Annotated in this window: 25 protein-coding genes; 17 read left to right on the top strand and 8 right to left on the bottom strand. The window is 65.6% G+C overall.

Annotation, left to right across the window (positions count from 1 at the left end):
* The first annotated feature begins 300 nt into the window (after positions 1-300).
* The gene (locus tag NATTI_RS0103395) at positions 301-1,308 is read left to right on the top strand and encodes an aldo/keto reductase (protein ID WP_006092404.1); all 1,008 of its coding nucleotides are present in this window, start codon (positions 301-303) and stop codon (positions 1,306-1,308) included.
* Positions 1,309-1,416: 108 nt separating this feature from the next.
* Complete coding sequence (locus tag NATTI_RS0103390) at positions 1,417-3,045, top strand: potassium channel family protein (protein ID WP_006092402.1); 1,629 nt, start codon at positions 1,417-1,419, stop codon at positions 3,043-3,045.
* Positions 3,046-3,235: 190 nt separating this feature from the next.
* On the opposite strand, the gene NATTI_RS0103385 is transcribed toward NATTI_RS0103390, so the two are convergent.
* The 3 genes from NATTI_RS0103385 to NATTI_RS0103375 form a co-directional block, all read right to left on the bottom strand.
* Entirely contained in the window at positions 3,236-3,880 is a 645-nt protein-coding gene (locus NATTI_RS0103385) for a DsbA family protein (protein ID WP_006092400.1), read from the bottom strand.
* A 66-nt stretch (positions 3,881-3,946) separates the two neighbouring features.
* Entirely contained in the window at positions 3,947-5,395 is a 1,449-nt protein-coding gene (locus NATTI_RS0103380) for a heme o synthase (protein ID WP_006092397.1), read from the bottom strand.
* 671 nt (positions 5,396-6,066) lie between these two features.
* The gene (locus tag NATTI_RS0103375; RefSeq protein WP_006092396.1) at positions 6,067-6,375 is read right to left on the bottom strand and encodes a DUF7111 family protein; all 309 of its coding nucleotides are present in this window, start codon (positions 6,373-6,375) and stop codon (positions 6,067-6,069) included.
* A gap of 142 nt (positions 6,376-6,517) precedes the next feature.
* Here NATTI_RS0103375 and NATTI_RS0103370 point away from each other — a divergent pair, with 142 nt between their 5' ends.
* The 3 genes from NATTI_RS0103370 to NATTI_RS0103360 all read left to right on the top strand — a co-directional run bounded on the left by NATTI_RS0103370 (position 6,518) and on the right by NATTI_RS0103360 (position 8,076).
* Complete coding sequence (locus tag NATTI_RS0103370; RefSeq protein ID WP_006092394.1) at positions 6,518-7,429, top strand: DUF3267 domain-containing protein; 912 nt, start codon at positions 6,518-6,520, stop codon at positions 7,427-7,429.
* A gap of 61 nt (positions 7,430-7,490) precedes the next feature.
* A complete protein-coding gene (locus NATTI_RS0103365) occupies positions 7,491-7,790 on the top strand; it encodes a PadR family transcriptional regulator (RefSeq protein ID WP_006092392.1) in 300 nt (99 codons plus the stop codon).
* A gap of 64 nt (positions 7,791-7,854) precedes the next feature.
* The gene (locus NATTI_RS0103360) at positions 7,855-8,076 is read left to right on the top strand and encodes a hypothetical protein (protein WP_006092390.1); all 222 of its coding nucleotides are present in this window, start codon (positions 7,855-7,857) and stop codon (positions 8,074-8,076) included.
* A gap of 31 nt (positions 8,077-8,107) precedes the next feature.
* Here the strand turns inward: NATTI_RS0103360 and NATTI_RS0103355 are convergent, their stop codons facing one another.
* Both NATTI_RS0103355 and NATTI_RS0103350 read right to left on the bottom strand, forming a co-directional pair.
* A complete protein-coding gene (locus tag NATTI_RS0103355) occupies positions 8,108-9,256 on the bottom strand; it encodes an acyl-CoA dehydrogenase (protein WP_006092388.1) in 1,149 nt (382 codons plus the stop codon).
* Between the two features lie 161 nt (positions 9,257-9,417).
* The gene (locus NATTI_RS0103350; RefSeq protein ID WP_006092386.1) at positions 9,418-10,062 is read right to left on the bottom strand and encodes an SDR family oxidoreductase; all 645 of its coding nucleotides are present in this window, start codon (positions 10,060-10,062) and stop codon (positions 9,418-9,420) included.
* A gap of 278 nt (positions 10,063-10,340) precedes the next feature.
* On the opposite strand from NATTI_RS0103350, the gene NATTI_RS0103345 reads away from it, so the two are divergent.
* Positions 10,341-11,387, top strand: a complete 1,047-nt coding sequence (locus NATTI_RS0103345) for a phytoene/squalene synthase family protein (RefSeq protein WP_006092385.1) — start codon at positions 10,341-10,343, stop codon at positions 11,385-11,387.
* An 84-nt stretch (positions 11,388-11,471) separates the two neighbouring features.
* Here NATTI_RS0103345 and NATTI_RS0103340 read toward each other — a convergent pair whose 3' ends face one another.
* Complete coding sequence (locus NATTI_RS0103340) at positions 11,472-11,921, bottom strand: hypothetical protein (protein WP_006092383.1); 450 nt, start codon at positions 11,919-11,921, stop codon at positions 11,472-11,474.
* 178 nt (positions 11,922-12,099) lie between these two features.
* Here NATTI_RS0103340 and NATTI_RS0103335 point away from each other — a divergent pair, with 178 nt between their 5' ends.
* Both NATTI_RS0103335 and NATTI_RS24900 read left to right on the top strand, forming a co-directional pair.
* On the top strand, positions 12,100-12,393 hold the full coding sequence (locus tag NATTI_RS0103335; RefSeq protein WP_006092381.1) for a hypothetical protein: 294 nt from the start codon (positions 12,100-12,102) through the stop codon (positions 12,391-12,393).
* 60 nt (positions 12,394-12,453) lie between these two features.
* Complete coding sequence (locus tag NATTI_RS24900) at positions 12,454-12,606, top strand: AbrB/MazE/SpoVT family DNA-binding domain-containing protein (protein WP_241434415.1); 153 nt, start codon at positions 12,454-12,456, stop codon at positions 12,604-12,606.
* A gap of 62 nt (positions 12,607-12,668) precedes the next feature.
* On the opposite strand, the gene NATTI_RS0103325 is transcribed toward NATTI_RS24900, so the two are convergent.
* Positions 12,669-13,400 carry a nucleotidyltransferase family protein gene (locus NATTI_RS0103325; protein WP_241434414.1) on the bottom strand — a complete coding sequence of 244 codons (732 nt, stop codon included), beginning with the start codon at positions 13,398-13,400 and terminating at the stop codon, positions 12,669-12,671.
* A 5-nt stretch (positions 13,401-13,405) separates the two neighbouring features.
* Positions 13,406-14,635 carry a molybdopterin molybdotransferase MoeA gene (locus NATTI_RS0103320; RefSeq protein WP_006092375.1) on the bottom strand — a complete coding sequence of 410 codons (1,230 nt, stop codon included), beginning with the start codon at positions 14,633-14,635 and terminating at the stop codon, positions 13,406-13,408.
* 164 nt (positions 14,636-14,799) lie between these two features.
* On the opposite strand from NATTI_RS0103320, the gene NATTI_RS0103315 reads away from it, so the two are divergent.
* The 9 genes from NATTI_RS0103315 (at position 14,800) to NATTI_RS0103275 (ending at position 25,460) form a co-directional block, all read left to right on the top strand.
* On the top strand, positions 14,800-15,396 hold the full coding sequence (locus tag NATTI_RS0103315; RefSeq protein ID WP_006092373.1) for a CoxG family protein: 597 nt from the start codon (positions 14,800-14,802) through the stop codon (positions 15,394-15,396).
* Positions 15,393-16,280: an FAD binding domain-containing protein gene (locus tag NATTI_RS0103310; protein WP_006092371.1), complete on the top strand. Its 888-nt coding sequence runs from the start codon at positions 15,393-15,395 to the stop codon at positions 16,278-16,280. The genes NATTI_RS0103315 and NATTI_RS0103310 overlap by 4 nt, the downstream gene beginning before the upstream one ends.
* Entirely contained in the window at positions 16,277-16,939 is a 663-nt protein-coding gene (locus NATTI_RS0103305) for a (2Fe-2S)-binding protein (protein WP_006092370.1), read from the top strand. Before NATTI_RS0103310 ends, NATTI_RS0103305 begins: the two co-directional genes overlap by 4 nt.
* On the top strand, positions 16,936-19,419 hold the full coding sequence (locus tag NATTI_RS0103300; RefSeq protein ID WP_006092369.1) for an aerobic carbon-monoxide dehydrogenase large subunit: 2,484 nt from the start codon (positions 16,936-16,938) through the stop codon (positions 19,417-19,419). Before NATTI_RS0103305 ends, NATTI_RS0103300 begins: the two co-directional genes overlap by 4 nt.
* A gap of 135 nt (positions 19,420-19,554) precedes the next feature.
* Positions 19,555-20,760 carry an XdhC family protein gene (locus tag NATTI_RS0103295; protein ID WP_006092367.1) on the top strand — a complete coding sequence of 402 codons (1,206 nt, stop codon included), beginning with the start codon at positions 19,555-19,557 and terminating at the stop codon, positions 20,758-20,760.
* Positions 20,757-21,806 (top strand): AAA family ATPase, encoded by a 1,050-nt coding sequence (locus NATTI_RS0103290; RefSeq protein WP_006092365.1) that lies wholly within the window; start codon positions 20,757-20,759, stop codon positions 21,804-21,806. Before NATTI_RS0103295 ends, NATTI_RS0103290 begins: the two co-directional genes overlap by 4 nt.
* Positions 21,803-23,254, top strand: a complete 1,452-nt coding sequence (locus NATTI_RS0103285; protein ID WP_006092363.1) for a VWA domain-containing protein — start codon at positions 21,803-21,805, stop codon at positions 23,252-23,254. Before NATTI_RS0103290 ends, NATTI_RS0103285 begins: the two co-directional genes overlap by 4 nt.
* Positions 23,251-24,249: a Rossmann-like domain-containing protein gene (locus tag NATTI_RS0103280; RefSeq protein ID WP_006092361.1), complete on the top strand. Its 999-nt coding sequence runs from the start codon at positions 23,251-23,253 to the stop codon at positions 24,247-24,249. Before NATTI_RS0103285 ends, NATTI_RS0103280 begins: the two co-directional genes overlap by 4 nt.
* Positions 24,246-25,460 carry an XdhC family protein gene (locus NATTI_RS0103275; protein WP_006092360.1) on the top strand — a complete coding sequence of 405 codons (1,215 nt, stop codon included), beginning with the start codon at positions 24,246-24,248 and terminating at the stop codon, positions 25,458-25,460. The genes NATTI_RS0103280 and NATTI_RS0103275 overlap by 4 nt, the downstream gene beginning before the upstream one ends.
* The last annotated feature ends 52 nt before the right edge of the window (positions 25,461-25,512 follow it).

Here is a 25,512-nt window from a genome sequence, read left to right as displayed (position 1 = left end):
GAGCCCGGAGGATCGCGAACTGCTCGAGCGGATCGACGTTCGCGACGGTACAGCTCGCGTGGATGACGACCATGCTGGCGGAGGTCTCGGTATCGTACCTGTGTACGACCGGGTCCGGTGACTGCACCGATCCGGGTTCGCGGACGGCCAATTCGTTCAGTTCCAGCGTCGGACGTAGCAGGCGGCACGCAACGGACATCTTGCCATGGACCTGCAAGCGCCCCGGTGGAAGAACGCGACGATCAGGGGCGATTCGCCGCTTCCCTACCGTTTTCCCGCTCGCGGACGAAACTCCGCTCCATGGAGTACACCACGCTCGGCGACACGGGGACGACCGTCTCGAGACTCTGTTACGGCACCTGGCGATTCGGACGCGAGACCGGCGGAGTCGTCGAGACCGACCGCGAGGAGGCCCACGAACTGCTCGACGCGGCCTGGGATCACGGCATCAACTTCATCGACACCGCCAACGTCTACGGCGACCCGGACGGCACCAGCGAGGAGTGGATCGGCGACTGGCTCGAAGCGCGCGACGATATCGACCGCGAGGACCTCGTCATCGCCTCGAAGGTATACTTCCCGTTCAACGGCTGGGGCGAGCCCGGACCCAACGACTCCGGACTGGGACGGAAACACATTCGCGCCCAGATCGAGGGCACCCTCGACAGACTGGGGACTGACTACCTCGACCTATACTACATCCACCGCTGGGACGAGGAGACGCCGATCGAGGAGACGATGTCGGTCCTTTCGGACCTCGTCCGCGAGGGCAAAGTCAACCACCTCGGCGCGAGTACGATGGCCGCCTGGCAGCTCGCCAAGGCGCTGTGGACCAGCGACGTCGAGGGTCTCGAGCGCTTCGACGTCACGCAGCCGATGGTCAACGCCGCCCACTACGACGTCGTCGGCGACTACCTCGACGTCTGTGCCGATCAGGACCTCGCGGTCTGTCCGTACTCGCCGCTCGGCGGCGGCTTCCTGACGGGCAAGTACGAGCAGGCCGAAGACGGCTCCGTCGAAGCGCCGGACGGCTCCCGCGCCAGTCTGGACGACCTGTTCGAAGACCGCTACGCAACGGACCGCGCCTGGGACGTCCTCGAGGCCGTCGAGTCCGTCGCGAGCGAGGTCGACGCCACGCCGGCACAGGTATCGCTCCGGTGGCTGATGGATCAGGATCGGTTCACCTGCACACCGATCGTGGGTGCGCGCACGGCCGACCAACTCGCGGAGAACGTCGGTGCGGTCGAGATCGAACTGAGCGACGAGCAGTTCGAGCGCATCGACGCGGCTCGAAACGAGAGCGAGTAGATAGATCGGTCGAGCGGGTTCATCGGACGCGTATTATCGTCGCGATACCCGGACAGCGAATGAGGAAGGCAGTAAGTTTCATTCTCCCCAAGAGCGACAGTTACCCCGATGAACACGTGGTGGCGACGAATCGTGCTGTCGCTCGTCGCTGTTTTCGGGATCGTAATCGCGTACGGCTTCATCTATCAGTGGGGGATGCTAACGTTCGAGGGCGAGGAGCGAACGATGTACGAGTCGGTGCAGGTCGTTATCGAGTCGCTGACGACCGCCGGATTCGGCGGCGACACGGATGACTGGAACAGCGCCCCGATGAATTTCATCGTTATCGGGATGAACCTCAGCGGCGTACTGCTCGTCTTTCTCGCGCTGCCGCTGTTCGTCGTACCGCTTTTTCAACAGGCGCTTGCGACGCAGCCAGCGGAGTCGACCGACCTCACCGACCACGTCATCATTTGTTCGCACAGAGAACGCGAAGACGTTCTCAGAGACGAACTCGAGGCCGCGGACGTTCCGTCCGTCTTCGTTGACGACGACCCGGGAACCGTCACGGACCTCACCGACGACGGCATCGAGGCGATGGTGGGCGATCCGGAGCAAGAACAAACGCTTGTGGCGGCGAACATCGACGACGCCCGCGCTCTCGTGGTCGACATCTCCGACGAAGCCAATCCCGAAGTCATACTCACCGCGAGGGAACTCGACGACGAGATCCAGATCGTAAGCGTCGCCGAGGACGAAGACGCCGAGACCTACCATCGCTACGCCGGTGCGGACGTTGTCGTTCGGCCGCGACAAGTTCTCGGCAACAGCCTCGCAGCGAAGGCGGCGATGTCGGTCACCACCGAACTTCAGGAAACGATCGAACTCGGCGAGCAGTTCGAGATCACCGAGTTCCTCGTCGAGCGTGACAGTGATCTCGCCGGTCGGACGATCGCCGAGTCGGGCATACGCGACCGCATGGGCATCACCGTGATCGGCGCGTGGTTCAACGGCGAATTCGTCCCCGCACCGGATCCCGAGACGACGATCAACGAACACACGATTCTGCTCGTCGCCGGCTCTCACGAGACGCTTACGGAACTGACCGCACGGACGCTCTCGCCTGCGGAAGAGCGCACCTTTCGGGTAGTCATCGGCGGATACGGGGAAGTCGGCCGAACGGTCGGCGACACGCTCGAGGCGGAGGGGATCACCCGTACGGTTATCGACAGTCGCGACGACCTTGGCGTCGATGTCGTCGGAGACATCACGGCCGAAGACACGCTCGATGCTGCGGATGTCGGGAGCGCTCGGTCGATCGTCCTCTCACTCGACGACGATACGGCCGCTATCTACGCGACCCTCGTCCTCGAGAACGTGGCTCCCGGGACCGAGGTGATCGCGCGAGCCAACGAAACTGAAACCGTACGAAAGCTCTACCGGGCGGGCGCCGAGTACGTCCTCGCCCTGTCGACGGTGACGGGACGGATGCTCTCCTCGATCCTGCTCGAGGACGAGGAGGTGCTGACGCCGGAAACGCAGTTCGAGATCATCCGGACGACGGCACCCGAGTTCGCCGGCCAAGCGCTGGGCGACCTCGACATTCGTGCACGGCTGGGGTGTACGGTCGTCGCGGCCGAACGGGACGGCGAGTTGCTAACTAACCTCGGCCCCGAGTTCACCATCCGGCGAGACGACGGTCTCATCGTCGCCGGCAGCGACGAAACCGTCAATCGGTTCATTGCCAACTCTCGGTGAGTCAAACCGGCTGGGAGCCGACAGCAGCGTTCGATGAGTTCACCGATTCCGTGGCCGGTTCCGAACTGGACTGATACGGTCTGTTGTACTTCGTTACCGGTGATCGCCGGCCCGGTCGGACGATCGCCGGCAAAACGACACAACGATCCGCACGAGTGGTCTTGCTCCCGCTCTCAGCTCCCTGCGGTAGCTACGTAGCGTCCTCGACCGTCTGTTCGATCTCGTCGATGTCGAGCGCGTCGTCGACTTCCTCGCCGTCGACAATGACCGTCGGCGTTCCCTCGACGCCCGCGTCCTCGCCGCGTTCCCAGTCCGCGACGAGGGTCGGATAGTAGGTCTCGTTCTCGAGCGCGCTCGAGACGGCGTCGGGCTCGACATCGACTCCCGCCGCGAGCGCCGCGAGTTCTTCGTCGCTCCAGTCGTCGTTATCGATTACGGCAGCTTTGTACTCGAAGAACGCGCCGGTCGGCTCGTCCTCGTCGACGCGCGTTGCATCCTGGACGGCTCGCGCAGCGTTCGCCATCGCGACCGATTCGTCGGCGGCCCCGACCGGAAAGTCGTAGTGGCGGTACTCGATATCGTCCGACTCGATGAACTCGCGCTCGAGGATCGGAAATACGTCTGCCTGAAACTCATGACAGACCGGACAGCCGAAGTCCTCGTAGACGTCGACGGTGACGGGGCCGGACCCGAGCGTCGGGGTCGGAAGCTGATCGCTAGCAGGCTCGACATTCTCGAGTTCGTCGGGGATCGACGCCTCGAGGAGCGACGTACAGCCGGCGACTGAAAGCGTCGCACCCGTTCCGGCGAGCGTTAGAAACGAACGGCGGTGCATTGCTCGCTGCTAGGGCCCGAACACTGTTAGGCGTACGGTTTTCGGAACGAACGCCTCGGAGACCGGTCAGAGCACTGCCCCGGTAAGCACGAGTGCGTCCACCAGAATTGCGACGAGGACGGCCCCGAGGAACGCGTTCGAGGCGTGGAATGCCCGGAACGCCGCGGATTCGGTCTGCTCGAAGTGGAGTACGATCGCCGCCCAGAGGAAGATCCCGCCGAAGACGGCGACCGTTGCCGCGTAGAGCGCGCCGAGGTCGGTGATCCAGGCGAGTGCGACCGTGCTGATGAGCGTCGCTGCGATGTAGTAGAGGATGTGTTTCCGGGTTTCCGTCTCCCCGCGGACGACGGGCATCATCGGGAAACCGCCGCGAGCGTAGTCGTCCTGATAGGCAAGTGCGAGGTTGTAGAAGTGGGCTGGCGTCCAGAGGAAGATCACGCCCGCCAGCGCAAGTCCCGGCCAGCCAATTTCGTTCGTGACGGCGGCCCAGCCGATGAGTGCCGGCAACGCGCCGGCCGCACCGCCAATAACCGTGTTCTGGACCGTGTTAGGTTTGAGCACGAGCGTGTAGACCACGCTGTAGAAGACGATCGCGGCGAGTCCAAGCGCGGCCGCGAGGCGGTTGATCGTTAGGAACGTCGCCAGCGAGGCGATCGTCAGCAACACGCCGAAAGCCATCGCGTTCCGGACCGGGATCAGCTCGGTTGCCAGCGGCCGATCCGCCGTGCGTGACATCTGCTGGTCGACATCGCGCTCTAACACGTGATTGAATGTGCCGCTCGCGCCGATGGCGAGGACGCCGCCGCCGAGCGTGGCGACAATCGTCGAGACGGTCAGCGAGGGGCCGGCGGCCAGCGCCATTCCCGCGGCGGCGACGAGACAGAGCAGCCACATCAGCCGTGGCTTCATCATCTTGAAGTAGGCGAAGGCGGTGAGCCGCGCTCGAGCGAGCCGTCCGGTGGGAAGCGGGCGGGCTGCGGGAGCCTCTCCGTCGACGGCTGTGGACTCGAGTGGTTCGGGCTGGTCGATCGTGTCGTTTGCCTCGCCGGTCGCGAGTTCGAGGTCCCAGGCGAGTGCGAGCACGATGCCTGTAAAGATCACGAGCCCGAGCGTGAGGTGGAGCCCGGGGACGATCGCTGCGGGTCCGAAAATCGCCGTCGCAGCACCGACGCCGACCTGAATCACGTAGAGGGCGGCTGCTGCGAGGATCGTCCACCGGACGCGACTCGAGACATCCCCGAGGACGGCGGTGACGGCTGTGGCGGCAACGAGCAGCCCGACGATAACTGCCGCGAGGCGGTGGCCCCAGGCGATCACGAGTTCGGTCTGACTCAGCGGATCGGCCGGCGCGTGGCAGGTCGGCCAGGTCGAACACGCCGCCGCAGCGTTCGTCAGTGAGGTCGTCGCACCGATGATTAACAGGAGGTATACCCCGAGCGCGGTCGCTGCGAGGAGCGCGGAAAAGCGTTGTCGGCTACCGATCGGACGGGGGAACGACGACGATGTGGTTGCCACGACTGTTCTCGTCTGAACCGTTCGACTCTGCGTATTTATGAGTCCCGCTTTTTCCCGCTCTCCAGTGGCTTTCGACGAGTATCCTCGCCGAACTGGTTCGGGTCGTTAGAACTCAGGGGACGCGTTCACGATCGCTGAAACGAGGGCGAGCAACGATGATGGATGGGCGCGTACCGTCCGACACGGTGGTACCGTCGAAAGCGTCTCGCGCGACGAACGAGTCCGCGGTCAGTGATGGTGATCGGAACCCGCGGTCAGTGATGGTGATCGGAACCCGCGGTCAGTGATGGTGATCGGAACCCGCGGTCAGTGATGGTGATCGGAACCCGCGGTCAGTGATGGTGATCGGAACAGTGACCGTTCGAGGACGACCGGCAGTGGACCCAATCCGGAAACCGTCGTCCGCGGCGGTGAGCCGGCCACCCGCTGTCCGTACTGCCGCCAACCGTTCCACGCGGAGCGATTCGAGACGCTACACCGCGGGCTCGAGCATCCCTCGCAGTCCTCTCCACCCGCGAACGGGGCGCGTTCGAACGCACGTACGCCGACGAAGGCGCGGACAGTCGCTGGTTTCGACTTCAGGCGGTCGGGGCGCTCTTGTTCCTCTCCGTTCCCCTGTACGCGGGCGTCACGTGATCCGAGTGACGGTACAGCCCTGCCCTCACGAGGAGTTACATCCCCATATCTTCGGCCGCCGCCGGGACCGGGAGGTCGTTTGGGGAGACCCCCAGCAACTCCCCCGCATGGTCGAGCGCCATATCGAATCCGTAGTAGCGCTCGAGTTCGTCGCCGTCGGCCGTCGGTCGCACCTTCAGCATGGCGTAGCCCTCGATGTTCTGGGCGATTGCGGCGCTCCCGCCGGCTCGAGGCGGAGCGTCCGCCCCGTTGTCGGTCACCGCGAACTCGAGGACGCGTTCCGTCTCGGTCTCGTCATAGGTCGCCGTGATGCCGTTCGCTTCGGCGGTTCGATCGTCAGTCATAGTCGACACTCGCGGGCGGAAGACCGGGAAGCTATCGGTTCCGGCGAGTCCCCCATCGAGCCAGAGGGGGAAGCGAACTCGAGGCGCGCAACGACGGCGAGGAATCGACACGGATATTTTCGACCCCCGACAGGATGCTGTCGTGAGTCGAACGGAGTCCCACGAGTCACCGCGACCGGTCGCGACGTTTCGCAAGACGCGTTCCGTCGCAATACAGTGGGCCGTCGTCTCCGCGGTCGGCTTCTTCGGCTTCGCCTACGGCTTCGGACACGCACTCGCAACGATTCGAGGGACCTCGCTCGAGCCGATCGTCATCCCGGCGTTCGCGCCGTCGGACGCTCTCGTCTGGATCGCCGTCTCCGTGGGGCTGGTCGCGCTCGTCGTCGTTCCCCACGAGCTACTCCACGGCGCGTTCATGGCCCGCTACGGGGGGCGTCCAACCTACGGTGTCGGCGTCTCGCACTTCCTCTTGCCGTACGCTTACGCGGAGACGGCAGGGACGAGCTACACCCGAAACCAGTTGCTCGTCGTCCTGCTGGCCCCGTTCGTCGTCATCACCGCTGTTGGTGTCGCCGCGATGGTCGTCTACCCGTCCTCGCTGCTGGTCGTCCCGCTGGCGGCGAACGCCGCCGGCTCGATCGGCGACCTCTGGATGGCCGCGGTCCTGTTGCAGTACCCCGCGGACGTTCGGGTCGCCCCACTCTCCGACGGCGACGTACAGGGGTTTGGGATCTACGGATCGAGCGAGCGAGCCGTCGGCCGGGGGACCGGAGTGTGGCTCCTTTCGACGGCCGCTGCCGGTGCCGCGGGGACGCTCGCGGTGTGTTCGATCGCGCTGGTCGGGGCGGTGTTTTGCTCGCTCGCCGTCGGGTCGGGAACCGTCATACTCGGCAGTACCGACGGTCGATGGCTGCTCTTCCGACACGAACTCGATCCGCACGTCGGAGCCGTCTACCTCGAGATCGGTGCGACACTGTGGCTCGCCGTCGGGGCGCTCGGCGGACTCGTCTGGGCGGTCGCCGTCGGCTGTTATCGGTCGCTCGACTCCGCATAGTCGGTCCCGGCGACGAGCCCGAAACCGTAACGCTCGAGCACCCGCCGCCTCGAGGCTGGGTATGACCAAGTGGCTCCGGAGCGGTCGCCGCCGGGACATCTGTTTCCTGCTCGCCGCCGCGGACGAGGGCGAACTGCGCGGCCAACAGCTCAAATCCCACCTCGAGTCTCACTACGACGACCACCTCGAGCCGAAGGCGTTCTACGGTTCGCTGTCGGCGCTGGTGGATGCGGGGTTCGTCGAGAAACGAACGGAGGGGATCTACGACGTCTACGCGCTCACCGAGGGCGGCGAGCGGCGAGTGCGCGAACACTACAACTGGGTTCGGGAGTGTCTCGAGGGCCACGAAGGCGGGGAGTAGGTCACGACCGCCAATCTTCGGTGCGGAGAACTATACCAACCCGCGGCGTGCGATCAGCGAAGCGATGTCCGCACCAGACGCGAACGATCCGAGCAACGGATCGACGGTAGCAGTCGAAACCGGCTGGTTCAGGTTTGGCGTCGTCCTCGCGATCCTTCAACTGGCGTTTCTCGCGCTCGTGATCGGCCTGCTGCAGGTCGACGTCGTCCTCGGACTGATCGCGGCCGTGGTGTTGAGCACCGTCGGTGGGATCGCGATCACGGTGTACGTTCTGTGGTGGAAATAGCGGAGGCCGGACGACGAACGGTGGTGGTCGTTCAGGCCTCGTCGAGCAACTGATCCCCGATCGTGTTCCGCAGCACCTCGCTGGTGCCCTCGTAGATCTCGTTGAGTTTGGCGTCCCGGTAGAATCGCTCGGCAGCGAAGTCCTTCGTGTAGCCGTAGCCGCCGTGGATCTGGATCCCCTCGTTGGCGACCTCGCGGCTCACTTCGGAGGCGTAGAGCTTGGCTTGCGAGGCGTCCTTGATGTAGTTCTCACCGCGGATTTTCTTGTCCGCGGCCTTGTGCATCAGCATGCTGGCGGCCTGGATCTTCGTGTCCATGTCGGCCAGTTTGTGCTTGATCGACTGGAACTCGCCGATGGGCTGGCCGAACTGCTCGCGTTCGTTCGCGTAGTCGCGGGCCTCCTCGAAGGCCGCGCGGGCGATGCCGACGCCGCGGGCAGCGATGGTGATTCGGCCCCCGTTGAGCGTTTTGAGGGCGTGGACGAAGCCGTCGCCTTCCTCGCCCAGCAGGCGGTCCTCGGGGATGCGGAGGTCGTCGAACCGGAGTTCGGCGGTCGGACAGCCCTTGTCGCCGAGTTTCTCCTCCGTCCCCTCGACGATGAAGCCATCGTCCGCCCCGGGTTTGACGACGAACGAGGAGATCCCCTTGTTGCCAGCCTCGGGATCCGTTTTGGCGAAGACCGTTACCGTATCGGCCACGGAACCGTTGGAGATCCAGAGTTTGCCGCCGTTGATCACGTACTCGTTTCCGTCCTTTTCCGCAGTGGTCTCCATCGCCGGCACGTCGCTGCCCGCGCCGGCCTCGGAGAGCGCGAACGCACCAATATCCTCACCCGCAGCCAGCGGCGTCAGGTACTCTTCCTTCTGGGCCTCGTCGCCGAACTCGTAGAGCATGTTGCCCGCGAGCGAGGTGTGAGCGGCGACGATCGTTCCCAGACCGCCCGAACCGCGCGAGATCTCCTCGAGGCCGATCGCGTAGGAGTGGTAGTCGAGCCCGGCACCGCCGTACTCCTCGGGGAACGGCATCCCCATCAGGCCCAGTTCGGCCATCTCGCTTACGAGATCGGCGGGAAACTCGTCCGCGTGATCGATCTCGTCCGCGACGGGGACGACCTCTTCGTCGACGAACTCGGATACCATATCACGGATCTGCTGTTGCTCGGCTGAGAGCGCGAAGTCCATGCTCGAGGTATCGGGACGATGTATTGTTATTGTTGTTGCTACGCACGGCAGTTTCGGTCTCTGATGGGCGGAAAAATAGTGGGTGGGAGCGTCCGAAACGAACGAGAGACGAGCGAGAGACGAGCGAGAGACGAACGCGGGTCAGCTGCGAGGAGTAGCGATCAGTTCGCGGCGATCGTCTCCAGGGCCTCCTCGATCGGCTCGTCGCCCGAGAGGATCTCGAACGTCTCTCCCACGAGGGCGTCGTGCTCGAGTGCGATCACGAGCGTCCGCGCCACGTCCTCGCGGGGAATATCGCCGGCGTCCAGCCCGATATCGTCCCCAACTTCGATCGTTCCGACCCCGGACTCGTTCGTCAGTTCGCCGGGCCGGACGATCGTGTACTCGAGGCCGCTCCGGCGGAGGTACTCGTCGGCTTCGGCCTTGGCCGTCAGGTAGTCCTCGAGCGAGTCGGGACCCGACTCGGGATCGTCGGCTCCCATGGAACTGAGCATGACGAACCGGTCGACGCCCGCCTCCTCGGCGGTCTCGATCAGGTTGATCGCGCCGTCGCGGTCGACGCCGTAGACGTCGTCGCCGCCGGAGCCCGCGGCGAAGACGATCGCATCACAGCCCTCGACCGCGTGGGAGACGTCCTCGGTGAGGTCGGCGACGACCGTCTTGTCGGCCCCCTGGGACTCCATCTCTTCGACCTGATCGTCGTCCCGGACCATCGCCCTGCCCTCGTGGTCGCTCTCGCCGAGAATGGCTGTCACGTGCTGTCCGACTTGTCCGTGAGCGCCCGCGATGAGTACGGTTTGAGTCACGCTCGTGTTTCGGAAGCGTTCGCCATAGCCGTCGGGTCGGAATACGCCGGGGTGATCGTTGTGGCGAAGATGCGGGCGGTCGTACGTACACCAACAAAACGTTCAGCAAACTCGACAGGTCGTCGATCGCGATGCCCGACGGTATCGGCTGACGCCGATGCAGATCGCCAGCACGGGCGTCGATCGGACACACAGGATCGGTGCTGCGAGTATCGAACGGAACATTCCGCCGAGACCGCGGTGTTTTTCCGGGGTGGGAACAAACTCTCACAGAGTAGATGACCACGGGCCAGCCCGAACCGCCGACCGACGCCGACCTGGAGTGGTGTTACGACGCGGTTCACGACGTTTCGCGGACCTTTTCGATCACTATTGATCGGCTCGAGGAGCCGATGGCGAAGCACATCTGTCTCGGCTACCTCCTCTGTCGCGTCGCGGATACGATCGAAGACGCGGGCCACATTCCCCCGGAGGCCCAGAGCGACCTGCTGACGGCGTACGACCAGTTGCTCAACCCGGACGCCGACCAGACAGTCTCGGCGTTCATGGACGAGGTCGAGCCGTGGATTCCGGACGAGCGAACCGACGACTGGAACGTCGTCGCCGAGACCCCACGCGTCCTGCGGACGTTCGAATCGCTCGACGAGGAGCCCCGCGAGATCATGCGCGAACCCGTCCGGGAACTCGTCGACGGAATGGCGATGTTCACGAGTCGGTACGCGGACGAAGGTGGACTCCGCTTACAGACGCTCGAGGAACTCGAGGAGTACTGCTGGTACGCCGCCGGCACCGTCGGCACGCTCATCACCGGACTGGTTGCCCGGGGTGCGTCGCCTGACCGTGCCGAGGAGATGCGGAACAACGCCCGTTCCTTCGCGTTACTCCTGCAACTGGTCAACATCGCCAAAGACGTCGAGTCGGACTACCACGAGGAGAACAACGTCTACCTCCCCGCTGAGTGGCTCGAGGAGGAAGACGTCGACCTCGAGGCGGTCACCGACGAGTCCAACCAGCGCGGCGTCACCAACGTCATCAAGCGGGTCACCGGACGAGCCGAAACCTACCTCGACGACGCCCACCGTTACCTCGAGGTCGTCCCCGAAACCCACGGCAACCGGCTCTCGGCGTGGGCGATTCCGTACCTACTCGCCGTCGGCACGATGCGCGAACTCCGCGAACGCCCGGAGGACGTCGTCCGCGAAGGCGATGTCAAGGTCTCTCGAGCGGAGGTGTACGCGCTCCTCCAGACGTTCGAGGGGAACGTCTCTCGAGCGGCGCTGGCCGAACTCCGACAGGAAATGGCCGAGAAACCGCTTCACCAGTAGTTCGTTCTCTCGCTGGCCCGACGAGAACGGTCCGTCGATTATTTTTCACGGATACCCGCTCGAGACGGTACGTTGACGACCGATTCAACACGCGTCGGAGGGATCCACATGGCTCTCGAGTCCGCCGTCGGCCGTCACCACGATCGTAATGTGCGCACAGTCGACGCCCCAGCCCGATCCCTCGAGTCGGTCCGTGAGTTCTGCGGCCGTGAGTTCGAGTCGGTGCTCCTCGAATACCGCGTCGATGCGCCACTCGCCGGCGTACTTCATCCAGGGCCCAAACCGTCGCGCCTCGTCATCTCCGCTGGCGGGGTCCAACTGTACCGTTCGGTTCTCCTCGCGATGACCCGCTTCGTCGGTAAGGGTCAGTTCCACCGTGACGGACTCGTCGGACTCGGTGACGATATCGAGCGGGCGAATGCGAACCGTGTGCCGCGTTCGGTACCGCGTCCACGCGTATCCGCCGGTGAGAAGGGTGGCGATACCGCCGAGTCCCGCGCCGAGCAGCGTTCGGCGGCTGTAGCGAGCGACCATGTGCGCGATTATTCACCGCGTTGATAAAAATCACCGTGCCGCCGTCCTCACCCGGCGAACCGACCGCAACGGCCTCGGCGAACCGCGGTCGCTTCGGCCGTTTCTTGGACCGCCACCGACCAATCGCTTGCACAGTCCCGTCAGAAACTATAACAGCATCCCTCACAACTATTCCTTCATGTGTCGGGAAACGAAGCGCGAGCCGGCGTGGGTGTCGGCGATCCGGCTGGCATTCCTTCGGGGGCAGGTCGACGTCGATGGCGTGATGGAAGAGGCAAATCTGATCCCCGGCCGCGAAGGGACGGTTCGGGACGTTCTCTCGACGATGGCGGACCGAAACCTCCTCGAGCCGGTCGACGGAGCAGAAGACCGGTACGTGCCCGGAAAAGTTCTCATCGAATCCGATCGATACGATCTCGACTTCACGAAGGCCTCCGACGGCGGAGCGCACCGATGGCACTCGAGCGGCTAATCGGACCCGTCTATCAGTATAGCGTAACCTATGTACGGACTACGGCTCAACCATACGCCGATGGGAAACCTTACTGATACGAAAATCTCCGAGAAGAACCTGACGACGGTGCCAAAACCGGTCCGCAACTTTCTGGATGTCGGTGCCGGAGACCGAGTCGAGTGGCACGTCGAGGACGGTAAGATCGTCGTAAAGAAACTCGAGTCCGAGTAGCACTGCGACGTGTCGAGGGCCGAAAACGCCGCAATCGACATCGCGGGCCGAAGTGGAGGTGCTTACAGATCCGCGGGACGATCGATGTCGCGACGCACGCCTGGATCGTCGACAGACACGAGCACGCTCGCGTCGCTCTCGAGCAGAATCTCACGTCCACCGATATCGCCGTCGACATCGGCGAGCGCGTCGAAGAACCGCTCGTCGAACAGCACCGGGTTGCCGCGGACGCCCTCGAACGCCGGTGCGATCGCGTCGCCGGCGTTTTCGGCGTACGCCGTCAGTAGCGCGTTCACGGTCGTCGGCGCGACGAACGGCATGTCGCCGAGCGCGACGAGCGCGGCCTCACACTCCTCCTTGCGGTCCCGAATCGCTCGAATACCCGTCCGCAGCGACGAGGCCTGCCCGGTCTCGTACGCCTCGTTGACAACAGTTTCGACCGGGAGGCCCTCGAGTGCGGCCCGAACCCGATCGGCTTCGTAACCGAGCACCGCGACGACCGGATCGACGTCGCTCTCGAGGAGCGTTCGCGCGGCGCGACGAACGACCGCCTCGCCGTCAACCGTCGTCAGGAGTTTGTTCTCGCTCCCGAACCGGCTGCTCGTCCCGGCAGCGAGGAGTACTCCCGCAACCGCCGGCTGGTCGGGGGAAGAGCCGTCGTGATCGCCGCGATCGTCGCGGTCGTCGCCGGTGTGTCCCCGATTCGCCGGCCTCGAGTGTCGATCCACGTCGACCACCGGGAGCGTCTCCGACGGGGGTGGCTCCCGTTTTTCGTCGGGAGCGTTCTCGGTCATTTCGGTCATCGCTCGAGGACGGTATGGGGAACGACCGCGACCCGTTCGTCAGCGTCGAGACCCGCCTCTGTCAGGACGACTCCGTCCGCGCGACTCGCGCGCGTACTCGAGGAGAGGACGCTCGGGTCGAACGTTCCGTCGTAGATCGAGAGCGCCGAGTCGACGTGGCCGAGTGGCATCGCGACCTCATCCTCGAGCGTGACCGGAACGGCGTACGTGAACCCGGGTGTCGCGATGTCGACGGCTCGAGCCAGCCGCGCGGACACCGTCGGCAGCGCGTCGTCGCCGGTGAAAAACGGCCGGGTGACGAGCGCCGTCACCAGGTGTGCGCCGACGGGTTTTCCCGGAATCGCGATCGCGACCGCGTCGTGGTCGGGAAGGCGCGCGACGGCGATCGGTTTCCCCGGTCGAAGCCGCACGCGGTGAAAGAGCACATCGCCGAGTGCGGCGAGCGACCGAACGACGTAGTCCTTGTCGCCGACACTGGTGCCGCCGGTCGTAACGACGACGTCGTGCTCGCGAGCCAGTTCGTCGATCCGCGACGCAACCCGATCGCTCTCGTCGGGCACGGAGCCCTCGTAGGTCGCCTCGTGGCCCCACGAACGGACGAGTCCGGCGAGCATCGGCGAGTCGAGGTCGCGGTGGCGGCCCTCGTGGATCTCCGTCCCCGTGGCGAGCAGTCCGACGGAGAGCGGTTCGAAAACCGTCACCTCGTCGATTTCGAGATCGCCGAGCAACAGCGCATCCTTCGCGCCGAGCCGTTCGTTCGCCTCGAACAGTTGCTCTCCCTCGGCGACGTTGCTGCCTCGTTCGTAGACGTAGGTTCCAGGCTCTAACGTCGGCCCCGTTAGTCGGCCGTCGTCGACGGACGCCTCCTCCCGTTTCAGTACCGCGTTGGCCGACGGTGGAAGTGGCGACCCGGTGGCGATCCGGACTGCCGTGCCGTCGGCGAGCGCTCCCGGGTCGTCTTCCGGAAACACCGACCGGTCGACCACCTCGAGCGGATACTCGTCGGTTGCGTCGAAGGCGAAGCCGTCCATCGTCGCGTGGCTCCGCGCGGGAACGTCGACGGGTGCGCGGATCGACTCCGCGAGCACCCGTCCGGCGGATCGCTCGAGCGACACGCGCTCGGTCCTCCGGCCGGCCAACCACGTCGAACGGAGCGTTCGCATTCGGTCGGCCGCATCGTCGAGATCGATCAGGTCGTCACCGTCGTGCGATATCTCCCTCGTCATAGTCGCAACTGATTGGATCGACCCGACCCGAGACTAACACTAACGTTTATTGGAGTGGTACGAGATAACATGCACTGTGGTAAATAGTATGCACATAGTGCAGGGTTATAAAAGATGATGGGTGAGAGAGAACCACAACCACGACTGTGGAACGGGTGGTCCTAATGGAGTTTGACGGCGAATTCGAACTCGAGGAGGTCCCGCCAGAGAAGGCGTGGATCGTCCTCTCGGACCCGGTCGCGGTCAGGAACTCGCTGAAGGGCTGTACGTACATCACCCCGATGGACGACGACTTCAGCTTCGACGACTACGAGGCCGACGAGGATCTCGAGACGTTGCCCGAGGCCGATGCGGAGGACGTCGCCGAACGCGCGTTCGTCGAGGGCAAAGAGTACGCCGCGTTGATGCAGGTTGGCGTCGGGAGCGTCAAGCCACGGTTCGAGACCTCCGTGATGATCCAGGAACGCGACGAAGAAGACTTTACTATGACCGCCACCGGGAGCGGAACCGCGAGCGGGAGCAGCTTCAGCATGAACTCGGGAATGCAGATCTACCCGCTCGAGGACGGTGAGGGCTCGCGAATCGAGTGGTGGACCGAGGCCGACATTTCGGGCCGGATCGCGCAACTCGGCTCGCGCGTGATCGAACCCGTTGCCAACAAGATCGTCGGCAACTTCTTCAGCGACATCGAACAGCAGATGACCGACGTGGACGAGGAGACGGATTCGGGTATCACAGACCGGATCCGCGGAATGTTATGAAACCGGCACAGTTCGAACAGCACGAGCCCCAGACCGTCGAGGAGGCCGTAAGCCTGCTCGAGAGCTTAGACGACCGGGCGATCCTCTCGGGCGGGCAGAGCATGGTGCCGATGCTCCGGTTCCGACTCGCGGTCCCGGAGACGGTCATCGACATCAACCGCATCGAGAGCCTCGACTACCTCGAGGAGGACGACGGTTGGCTCAAGATCGGCGCGCTCGCCCGCCACGCCGACGTCGAGCACTCCGACCTGGTCGACGAGAACTACGGCAGCTTCGCCGACGCGGCGCCGCTGGTCGCGGATCCGCAGATCCGCAATCGCGGAACGGTCGTCGGCGGCGTCGCCCAGGCGGATCCGAAGGGCGACTGGGGAAGCGTCTTGCTCGCCCACGACGGCGAGGTCGTCGCGCACGGACCGGACGGCGAGCGGGTCATCCCCGCGAAGGACTTCTTCCTGCTCCCCTACGACACGACGCTCGACGAGAACGAACTCGTCACCGAGATTCGCGTACCGACGCCGGGGCCGCGCGAGGGGAGCGCCTACCACAAGCTAAAACGGAAGGTCGGCGACTACGCGATGGTCGGCTCGGCCGCGCGGCTCGTCTTCGACGAGGACGGCCGGATCGAGCGGGCGGGGATCGGCCTCACCGCGGTCGACATCACGAACGTCCGCGCGACCGACGCCGAAGAACACCTCGAGGGCGAACGTCCCGACAGCGACCTGTTCAAACGCGCCGGGGAGTTGGCGGCCGAACAGTCGAACCCCGAGTCCGACGAGCACGGCGACGCCGGCTACAAGGAACGAATGGTGAACGTCCTCACCCAGCGCGCGCTCGGCGACGCCGCCGAACGCGCCGGGGTCGTCAAACGGAGGGTATCACAGTGACAGACACGCGAGAGATTACGCTGACGGTCAACGGAACCGAACACACGATCGAGGTCGAACCGCGCCAGCTGCTCGTGCACGCGATCAGAGAGGAACTGGACATGACCGGTACGCACATCGGCTGTGACACTGGCAACTGCGGGGCCTGTACGGTCCTCAAAGACGGGAAACCGATCAAGTCCTGTCTCATGTTCGCAACGCAAGCCGACGGGAGCGAACTCATGACCGTCGAGGGGATGGAAGAACTCCCCGAAGCGCGCGGAGACTTGCATCCGCTCCAGGAGGGCTTTCGCGAGGAACACGGCCTGCAGTGTGGCTACTGCACGCCCGGCATGCTGATGGCCGGGAAGGCGTTGCTCGACGAGAACCCGGACCCGAGCGAGGCGGAGATCCGCGAGGCGATCAGTGGCAATCTCTGTCGGTGTACCGGCTACCAGAACATCGTTCGATCGATCGAGTACGCCGCCGAGGAACTCGAGGAGGGAGAGATCGCGGCCGCTGACGGCGGCGTGAGCGTCGACGACGGGTCGACGAGCGCGTCCGCCTCGATCGACTACGACCTCTCGGACGGCGAGTTCGACTGCGGCGCGGAGAACTGCTGTGGCGGGCCGACGACGGACCGTGAGCACGGTGTCGATTCCGGCGGTGATTCGCGATGAGCAGCGACTCCGAACGGTTCGCGGAGGCGGAAGACGGCGGCCCACAGCCCGAGAAACACTGTGGCCACGGTCGTGGCGGCATGGGCGAGGAGGTCAAGCGAAAGGAAGACCAGCGCTTCATCACCGGCCGCGGCAACTACGTCGACGACATCAAGAAGCCGGGGATGCTCCACTGCGAACTCGTTCGCAGCCCCCACGCCCACGCCCGCATCGAGAACATCGACAAGTCCCGCGCGCTGGATGTCGACGGCGTCGTCGCCGTCCTGACCGCGGAGGACTTACTCGAGTACGATCTTGCGACGATGCCGACGCTGATGGACGACACGCAGGACGTCCTGGTCAACGACAAGGTGAAGTTCCAGTCCCAGGAGGTCGCCGCGGTCATCGCGACCGACCGGTACACGGCGAAAGACGGCTCGCAAAAGGTTGTCGTCGACTACGACGTGCTCGATCCGGTCGTCGACGCGGAGAAGGCGCTCGAGGACGACGCGCCGCTGATCAGGGACGATATCGAGGGCCAGGAGGACAACCACTGTCTGGACTGGGAAACCGGCGACGAGGAGGCCACCGCGGAAGCGTTCGACGAGGCCCCCGTCACGGTCAAAGAGCAGATGCTCTACCAGCGACTCCACCCCGCGCCGATCGAGACCTGCGGCGCGGTCGGCGACTTCGATCCCGGCAAGGACAAGCTAACGGTCCACATGACCTCGCAGGCCCCCCACATCCACCGGACGCTGTTCTCGCAGGTCTCGGGGATCCCCGAACACAAGGTTCGGATCGTCAGCCCGGACGTGGGCGGCGGGTTCGGCAACAAGGTGCCAATCTATCCGGGCTACGTCGTCGCCGCCGCGGCGTCGTACGTCTTAGAGCAGCCGGTGAAGTGGGTCGAGGAGCGCTCGGAGAACATCCAGTCGACCGGGTTCGCCCGCGACTACGACATGCAGGGCGAACTCGCCGCGACCGAAGACGGTGAGATTCTGGCGGTCCGAACCGACGTACTCGCGGACCACGGGGCATATAACGCCGTGGCCCAGCCGTCGAAGTTCCCCGCCGGGTTCTTCAACATCTTCACCGGATCCTACGACATCGACACGGCCTATGGCTCACTGACAGCGGCGTACACCAACACCGCCCCGGGCGGCGTCGCGTATCGGTGTTCGTTCCGCGTCACCGAAGCCGTCTACCTCATCGAACGGATGGTGAAAGTCCTCGCGGACGAACTCGAGATGGATCCCGCCGAGATCCGACGGAAGAACTTCATCCAGCCCGAGCAGTTCCCCTACGAAAGTTCGACCGGGTGGAACTACGACTCGGGTGACTACGAGAAGGCCCTGGATCTCGCCCTCGAAATGGCGGACTACGACGACTACCGCGAGGAACAACAGCGTCGGATCGACGAGGACGACGACAAACTGCTCGGCATCGGCATCTCCTCGTTTACCGAAGTCGTCGGCGCGGGTCCCGGAAAGACCTGCGACATCGCGGGCGTCGAGATGTTCGACTCCGCCGAGATTCGAGTTCACCCAACGGGCAACGCGACGGTCCGGGTCGGGGTCCAGACGCAGGGCCAGGGTCACGAGACCACGTTCGCTCAGATCGTCGCCGAGGAACTCGGCATGAACGTCGACGACATCACCGTCGAACACGGCGACACCGACACCGATCCGTACGGCCTGGGAACCTACGGCTCCCGGAGCACCCCCGTCGCCGGCGCGGCGGCGGCCGTCGCCTCGCGAAAGGTTCGCGAGAAGGCGAAGGCGATCGCAGCCAACGAACTCGAGGCCGCCGAGGAGGACATCGCGTGGGACCGCGAGAGCGGTGAGTTCCACGTCGCCGGCGCGCCGGACCGCTCGATCACGATCACCGAGATCGCCGCCGGCGCGTACATGAACAAGCCGGCAGGCGAGGATCCGGGTCTCGAGGCGGTCAACTACTACGATCCGCCGGAGATGACCTACCCCTTTGGCTCGTACATCGTGATCGTCGAGATCGACCGCGAGACGGGCGAGGTCGAGTTCGAGAAGTTCGTCGCCGTCGACGACTGCGGCAACCGGATCAACCCGATGATCATCGAGGGCCAGATCCACGGCGGACTCGCCCAGGGGATCGGGACGGCGATGCTAGAGCACGTCACCTTCGACGACAACGGCAACGTCACTGGCGGCGACTTTATGAACTACCTGCTCCCCACGTCGATGGAGATTCCGGAGTTCGAGACCGGCCACACCGTGACGCCGTCGCCCCACCACCCGATCGGCGCGAAGGGCGTCGGCGAGTCGCCGACGGTCGGCTCGCCGCCCGCCATCGTCAACGCCGTCGTCGACGCGATGGCCCACGGCGGGATCAGCCACGTCGAGATGCCGATGACGCCCGACGTCGTCTGGGAGAAACTCGACGAGGCGGGCCTCTCGATGGATCCCGCCGACAACGTCGCCCTCGAGTTCGACGTGCAGTCGAGCGACGAGGCGGCGGACGACTGACAGCCACGATGAGCAAACGTACGTCCCGGCACCCGAGCGCTCGTCGGGGCCACCGATGGCTGCGAGCGGTCCCACGACGGAATTCGCCCGCACCACCCCTCGTGACGCCGGGGAACGAGGCGTAGACATCATGAAATGACCGAAGAAACATCACACGCGACCACGAACATCGAGTCGACGACCGACCGAGCCGACGCCGTAAGCGACGGCGAACTCGCAGAGCGCGAGCGAGCGCTCGCCGAGTGCGGGACGCCCTACGCCCGAGCCACCGTCGTCCGCCGCGAAGCGCCGGTGTCGGCCAACGTCGGCGACCGGGCGCTCCTCACGGCCGACGGCGACCTCGTCGGCTGGGTTGGCGGGGCGGCCTGCGCGCAGTCGCGGGTCGAGAGCGAGGCTCGAGCGGCCATCGCCGACGGGGAGCCCCGCCTGATCGGTCTCGCACCGGATCCCGCGGAGATCGATCGCCCCGGACTCGAGGCGTTTCCGATGACGTGTCAGAGCGAGGGTACCCTCGAGGTGTTTATCGAGCCGGTGATTCCAACAACGCAACTCCTCGTGGTGGGTGGGTCGCCTATCGCACGCTCGCTCGCCAGACTGGCGAGCGAACTCGCCGTCGACGTGACGGTCGTCGATCCCGAAGGAGGTGGAGGAGACGTTCCACCGGATGTGACGGTGCTCTCGACGCTCGAGCCCGACTCGATCGCCGAATCCGTCGGCCCCGGACCGTTCGTCGTCGCGGCTTCTATGGGCGAGTACGACGCTCGCGCCGTCGCGGCGGGCGTTCTCGCGGACGCGCCGTACATCGGGCTCGTAGCGAGCGACGCGCGCGCTGAGACGGTCGTCGAGCGGGCCGCGGGGCTCCTCGACGAAGAACCCGACGCGGTCCGAGACGCGATCACGAACCCCGCGGGCGTCGATATCTCGGCTAAAACGGGGGCGGAGATTGCGACGAGCGTGCTCGCCGAACTGATCGACGTGCGGGCCGACACGGGGATGGTGACGGGGTCGTCCCATCAGGCGGGCGGTCTCGAGGACGCGTTAACGACCATCGACGCCGGCGATGGAGGGGGTGACGCCTGCTGCGGAGGTGGCGGCAGCGAGACCGAAACAGCGACGAGCGGAGCGACCGACCCGGACAGCGTGAACGACCCGAACGACGTGACGGACGAGTCGGCAGTCGATCCCGTCTGCGGCATGACCGTCGATCCCGCCGACGCGCCGGGCGTCACGCACGAGGGGGCGACCTACCACTTCTGCTGTCACGGCTGCGCCGACAGCTTCCGGACCGATCCCGACGACTATCTCGAGGCGGTCGAAGACGAGGAACTGACATCACCATGACCGACGAGACGCCGACTATCGCGTTCGATACGGTCTCGGAATCCACGCTTCGCGAGCGGTTCGAGGAACTGAACTACGTCGCCGACGACCGCCTCGTCACGACGGTGTACCTCGCGTTGCAACTCGGGCGGCCGCTCCTCGTCGAGGGACCGCCCGGCAGCGGGAAGACCGAACTGGGGAAAGTCCTCGCCGAGGGGTTCGAGACGGAGCTGATTCGGCTCCAGTGTTACGAGGGGCTGACCGCCGAAAACGCGCTCTACGAGTGGAACTACACGAAACAATTGCTCGCGGTCCAGTCGAACGAGGGACGGGTCGGCGCGACGGGGGCGGTCGAGGGCGGAACGGCCGATTCGGGCGCTCTGGATGGACCGAACGCGTCGAACGCGACGGACACCCCGGACAGCTCCGGGTCGGACGCCGACCGACCACGCTCCGTGTTCGACGACGAGTACCTCCTCGAGCGACCCCTCCTGCGCGCGCTCACCGCGGGGGAGGACCGATCGCCGGTCCTGCTGATCGACGAGATCGACCGCGCGGACGAGGCGTTCGAGGCCTTCCTGCTCGAGCTCCTCTCGGATTATCAGGTATCGATTCCGGAGCTGGGGACGGTCAGCGCGGAGAATCCGCCGATCGTCGTCCTCACGTCGAACCGAACCCGCGGACTGAGCGACGCGCTCAAACGCCGGTGTCTCTACTTGCACGTCGAGCCCCCGTCGTTCGAGACGGAGTACGAAATCGTCTCCCGCAAGGTGCCGGAGCTCGACGCCGCGATCGCGGCCGAAGTGTGCGCCGTCGTCGAACGCCTGCGAGAGGAATCGTTCCTCAAACGGCCCGGCGTCGCCGAGACGCTCGACTGGGCTCGAGCGGTGGCCACACTGCGAGCCGAAGGCGACCGCGAGTCGCTCTCGGCGGACGAAATCGAGCGCACAATCGGCTGCCTGCTCAAGGAAGTCGAGGATGTCGAACGGATCGACGGCTCGCTCTTGGAACGACTTCGCGACGCCGCGACAGCGGCTCGCGACCGAACCGACGCGCCCGACCCATGACGCCGCGCCGGAACCCGTCCGAGGCCGAGGGGGATGCAGGCAAACTCGAGACCGAGGCCGAACTCGAAACCGAGTCCAACGACGACGGACTCGATCAACCACCGGGCCGTCACACGGCCCCGGACTTCGAGGCGGCGCGCAAACACGTGCTGACGGAACTCGTTCGCTTCGTGGGTCGACTCCGCCGCGAGGGCGCTAGCGTCCCGGCGAGTGGGGCGCTCGAGGGTGCACGAGCGCTCGCCGTGGTCGGGTTCGCCGATCGCGGCGTCGCCGCCGACGCGCTTCGGGCGACTCTGCTCACGGAGTCGGCCGATACTGACGTTTTCGACGCGGAGTTCCCGACCTTTTGGCACCGCTTGCGGACCGGGATCGATCGGATTTCGACACACGACGACTCGCCTGCGCGAGACGGCGGCAATTCCGACGAGTCGAATCGTCACGCGGCGTCGCTACAGGGATCGGACGTGCCATCGGAGACGGAACCACCGCCGCCGGAATCGGACGACGGGGCCGAGAGCGTAGACGTCCGTCTCGCGACCGGTCGCAGGCACGCGACCGGCGAGCGGCCGGAGTCCGACGGCGACGACGGTGACGACGCGCGGCTGTACAGCGCCGTCGGACGGCGCGAACCCGTCGAAGCGACGCCGGCTCCGTTGACTGCCGACGAGACCGCCGCAGTCGATCGGTTTCTCGACGCGCTGTCGACGATTCCCGGCCGCCGAACGCGCCTCGCCGCCACCGGCGATCGGATCGACGCCCGGCGTGCGCTTCGCGCCAGTCTGGGGACCGGCGGCACCGCGGTGGACCTCCCGACCCGCGAGCGGGTGCCGAGCGAACTCCACTGCTGTCTGCTGATCGATGTCAGCGGCTCCGTTCTGGACACGATCGACCGCGACACGCTGCTTGCGGTCGCGGACCGACTGCAAGCCACCGCGCGGCGGTCGTCCGTCTTCCTGTTCGACACGGACCTCGTCGAGGCGACCGAGCAGTTCGCGCGAGCCGACGGCGACCCCGCCGGAGCGCTGCGCGACGCCGAAATCGAGTGGGGCGGCGGGACGCGGATCGGCGACGCGTTCGATGCACTCCGGCGACGCCATCCCTACGCGGTGGATCGGCGAACGGTCGTCGTCGTCATCAGCGACGGGCTCGACGTCGGCGACCAGGAGATCCTCGAGGAGAGCGTCACCTGGCTCGCGGGCCGGGCCGACGCGCTCGTCTGGCTCAACCCGCTCGCGGTGTCGCCGGCGTACGAGCCGCGGTCGCGGGGAATGGCGACCGCCCTCCCCTACGTGGATGCGCTGTTCGGCTTCGCGACGCCAACCGATCTCGACGAGGCGACGCGACAGCTCGAGCGCTACGGGATCGACGGCCCGGTTGGGTTCGAGCACGATCCCCGGCGCAGGCGATCCGCTGTCGAGAGCGCCGACGGCGGGGGTGATCGTGAGTGATCGACCTCATCCGACCGGCCATCGTCGACCGACTCCGTAGTCGCGGGATTACAGAGGGCGTCACGGTGGAGCGCGTGACGATCGGCAAGGCGGCGGTGCTGGTCGAACTGGCCGGCGTCTGCACAGCGGTCCGTTCCGAACCCGAACTCACGGAGTCTGACGAGAGAGTACGGACGACCGGGCTTGCCCACCGACCGTCGGGGGAGCCGGTGTCGACCGACGACGTGGATCTCGAGACGCTCCTCCGGTGGGCGACACTGGAGCCCGACGAGTCGGGGGATGAATCGGATCGCGACGGTGACGGCACCGAGACGGGTGAATCGACCCGTAGCGACGCGATGGCGGACGGAGACACCGCGCTTCGAATCGCGCTGGGCGTCGCTACGATCAACGCACTGTCTGCGCCGTTCGTCGACTGGCGGACCGGGGATCCGATGACGCTGTTGGATCCGAGCGTAGACGTGATCGCGACGGTTGGCGTCTTCAGACCCGCATTCCGGAAGTTCTCGGACGTGGACGTTCGGGTGATCGAACGCAGAGATGTCGGCCCCATCTCCGCGCCAGACGACGTGCGCATCACGACGTTCCGGCCGACCGAAGCGACCGCGGCGATGGCCGACGCGGACGTCGTATTCATCACCGGCTCCGTGTTCGTCTACGGCGGTCTCGAGCGGTATCTCGAGGCCGCACCGGCGGAAGCGGCGGTCGTCCTGATCGGCGCGACGGCGTCGGGGCTTCCGGAACCAATGTTCGAGGCCGGTGTTGACGTCGTCGCCGGGGCCGACGTGGTCGCTCCCGATCGGGTTCGCGAGGCCGTCCGGGGTGGGGCGTGCGGAACTGACTTGCACGACGCCGGCGTACGGAAGGTGTATACGGTAGCCGATGGCGTCGCCGACCTGGACCGGGGGTTACGGGGACCAGCAACGGCGAACGAACGCACGAGACGAAGCGAGCGGCGGAGCGAAACGACCGATGGGAGCGATTCGAACCAATGACACGAAGTAACTGGAGCGTTCCGGAAACCGAGGTGGTACAGCGCGTTCACGAACGACTCGATGGGGACAGGACCGACGTCCTCGCGACGATCGTCGACGTCGAGGGGAACGCCTACCGGCGGCCGGGCGCGAAGATGCTCCTCGACGAAGCGGGCGAGGGCGTCGGCAGCATTACGGCCGGCTGTCTCGAGGACGAACTGCTCGTCGCGGCGGAGTCGGTTCGCGAACGCGGCCGGCCGGAGCTGGTGACGTACGATCTGATGGAGGACGACGACGATGTCTGGGGCCTCGGCGTCGGCTGTAACGGAATCATCGACGTCCTGCTCGAGCCGCTGACCGACGCCTACCGGCCGGCCGTCGAGGCGTTCGACGAGGGTCGAAGCGTGGCCGTTCTCACCGTGCTCGAGGGCGGGGACGGGGGAGATGAGGGGGACGGAAGAGACCGAAGAGATGGCGGAGACGCGCTCCTCGCTCGCGGCGATCGGGCGTACTACCATCCCGACGAAGGACTCCTCGCGACGCCGGACGGCGAGCCGGCGACGGCGTGGCCCGATGAACTCACGGGCCCAGCGGCCGATCTCGCCGAGCGCGGCCGAGCCGATACCGTCGAACTCGACGTTTCGGGTACGCAACTCGAGGTGTTTATCGACGGTCTCGCGGCCCCGACGGAGCTGGTCATCTTCGGTTCCGGCCACGATGTCGGGCCGGTCACCGAACTGGCCGCGAAGAACGACTTCCGGGTTACCGTGGTCAGCTTTCGCGGAAGCGTCGATCTCCAGGCGCGGTTCCCCGACGCCGACGCGACGGTGACGACGTCGCCAGCCTCGATCGACGAGGCGATCGATCTCGACGATTGCACGTACGCGGTCGTCATGACGCACAACTTCGTCGACGATCGGCTAACGGTCGAACGGTTGCTCGACTCGCCCGTTCCGTACGTGGGGCTGATGGGGCCACACAAGCGATTCGAGGAGATGGTCGAGGCGTTCGAGAGCGAGGGGACGACGTTCGACGACGCGGCGCTGTCGTCGCTGTACACGCCGATGGGTCTCGATCTCGGCGGCGGTTCACCCTACCAGATCGCACACAGTATCGTGGCGGAGGTGCTTTCGGTGTCCAACGACCGGACGCCGGATCACCTGCGAACCCGCGAGGGGCACATCCACGATCGCGTCAGCGTCGATTCGACGGACGATATCCCTTCGCAGTAGCGCGGTTCTCACCCGGAAGCCGCTTCGGGGCCGGTCTCGAGTCGTCGTGAAC

The sequence above is a fragment of the Natronorubrum tibetense GA33 genome (assembly GCF_000383975.1).
GTDB lineage: Archaea > Halobacteriota > Halobacteria > Halobacteriales > Natrialbaceae > Natronorubrum > Natronorubrum tibetense.
The sequence above is the reverse complement of the archived record's forward strand: the minus strand, read 5'-3'. Positions and strand labels throughout refer to the sequence as shown.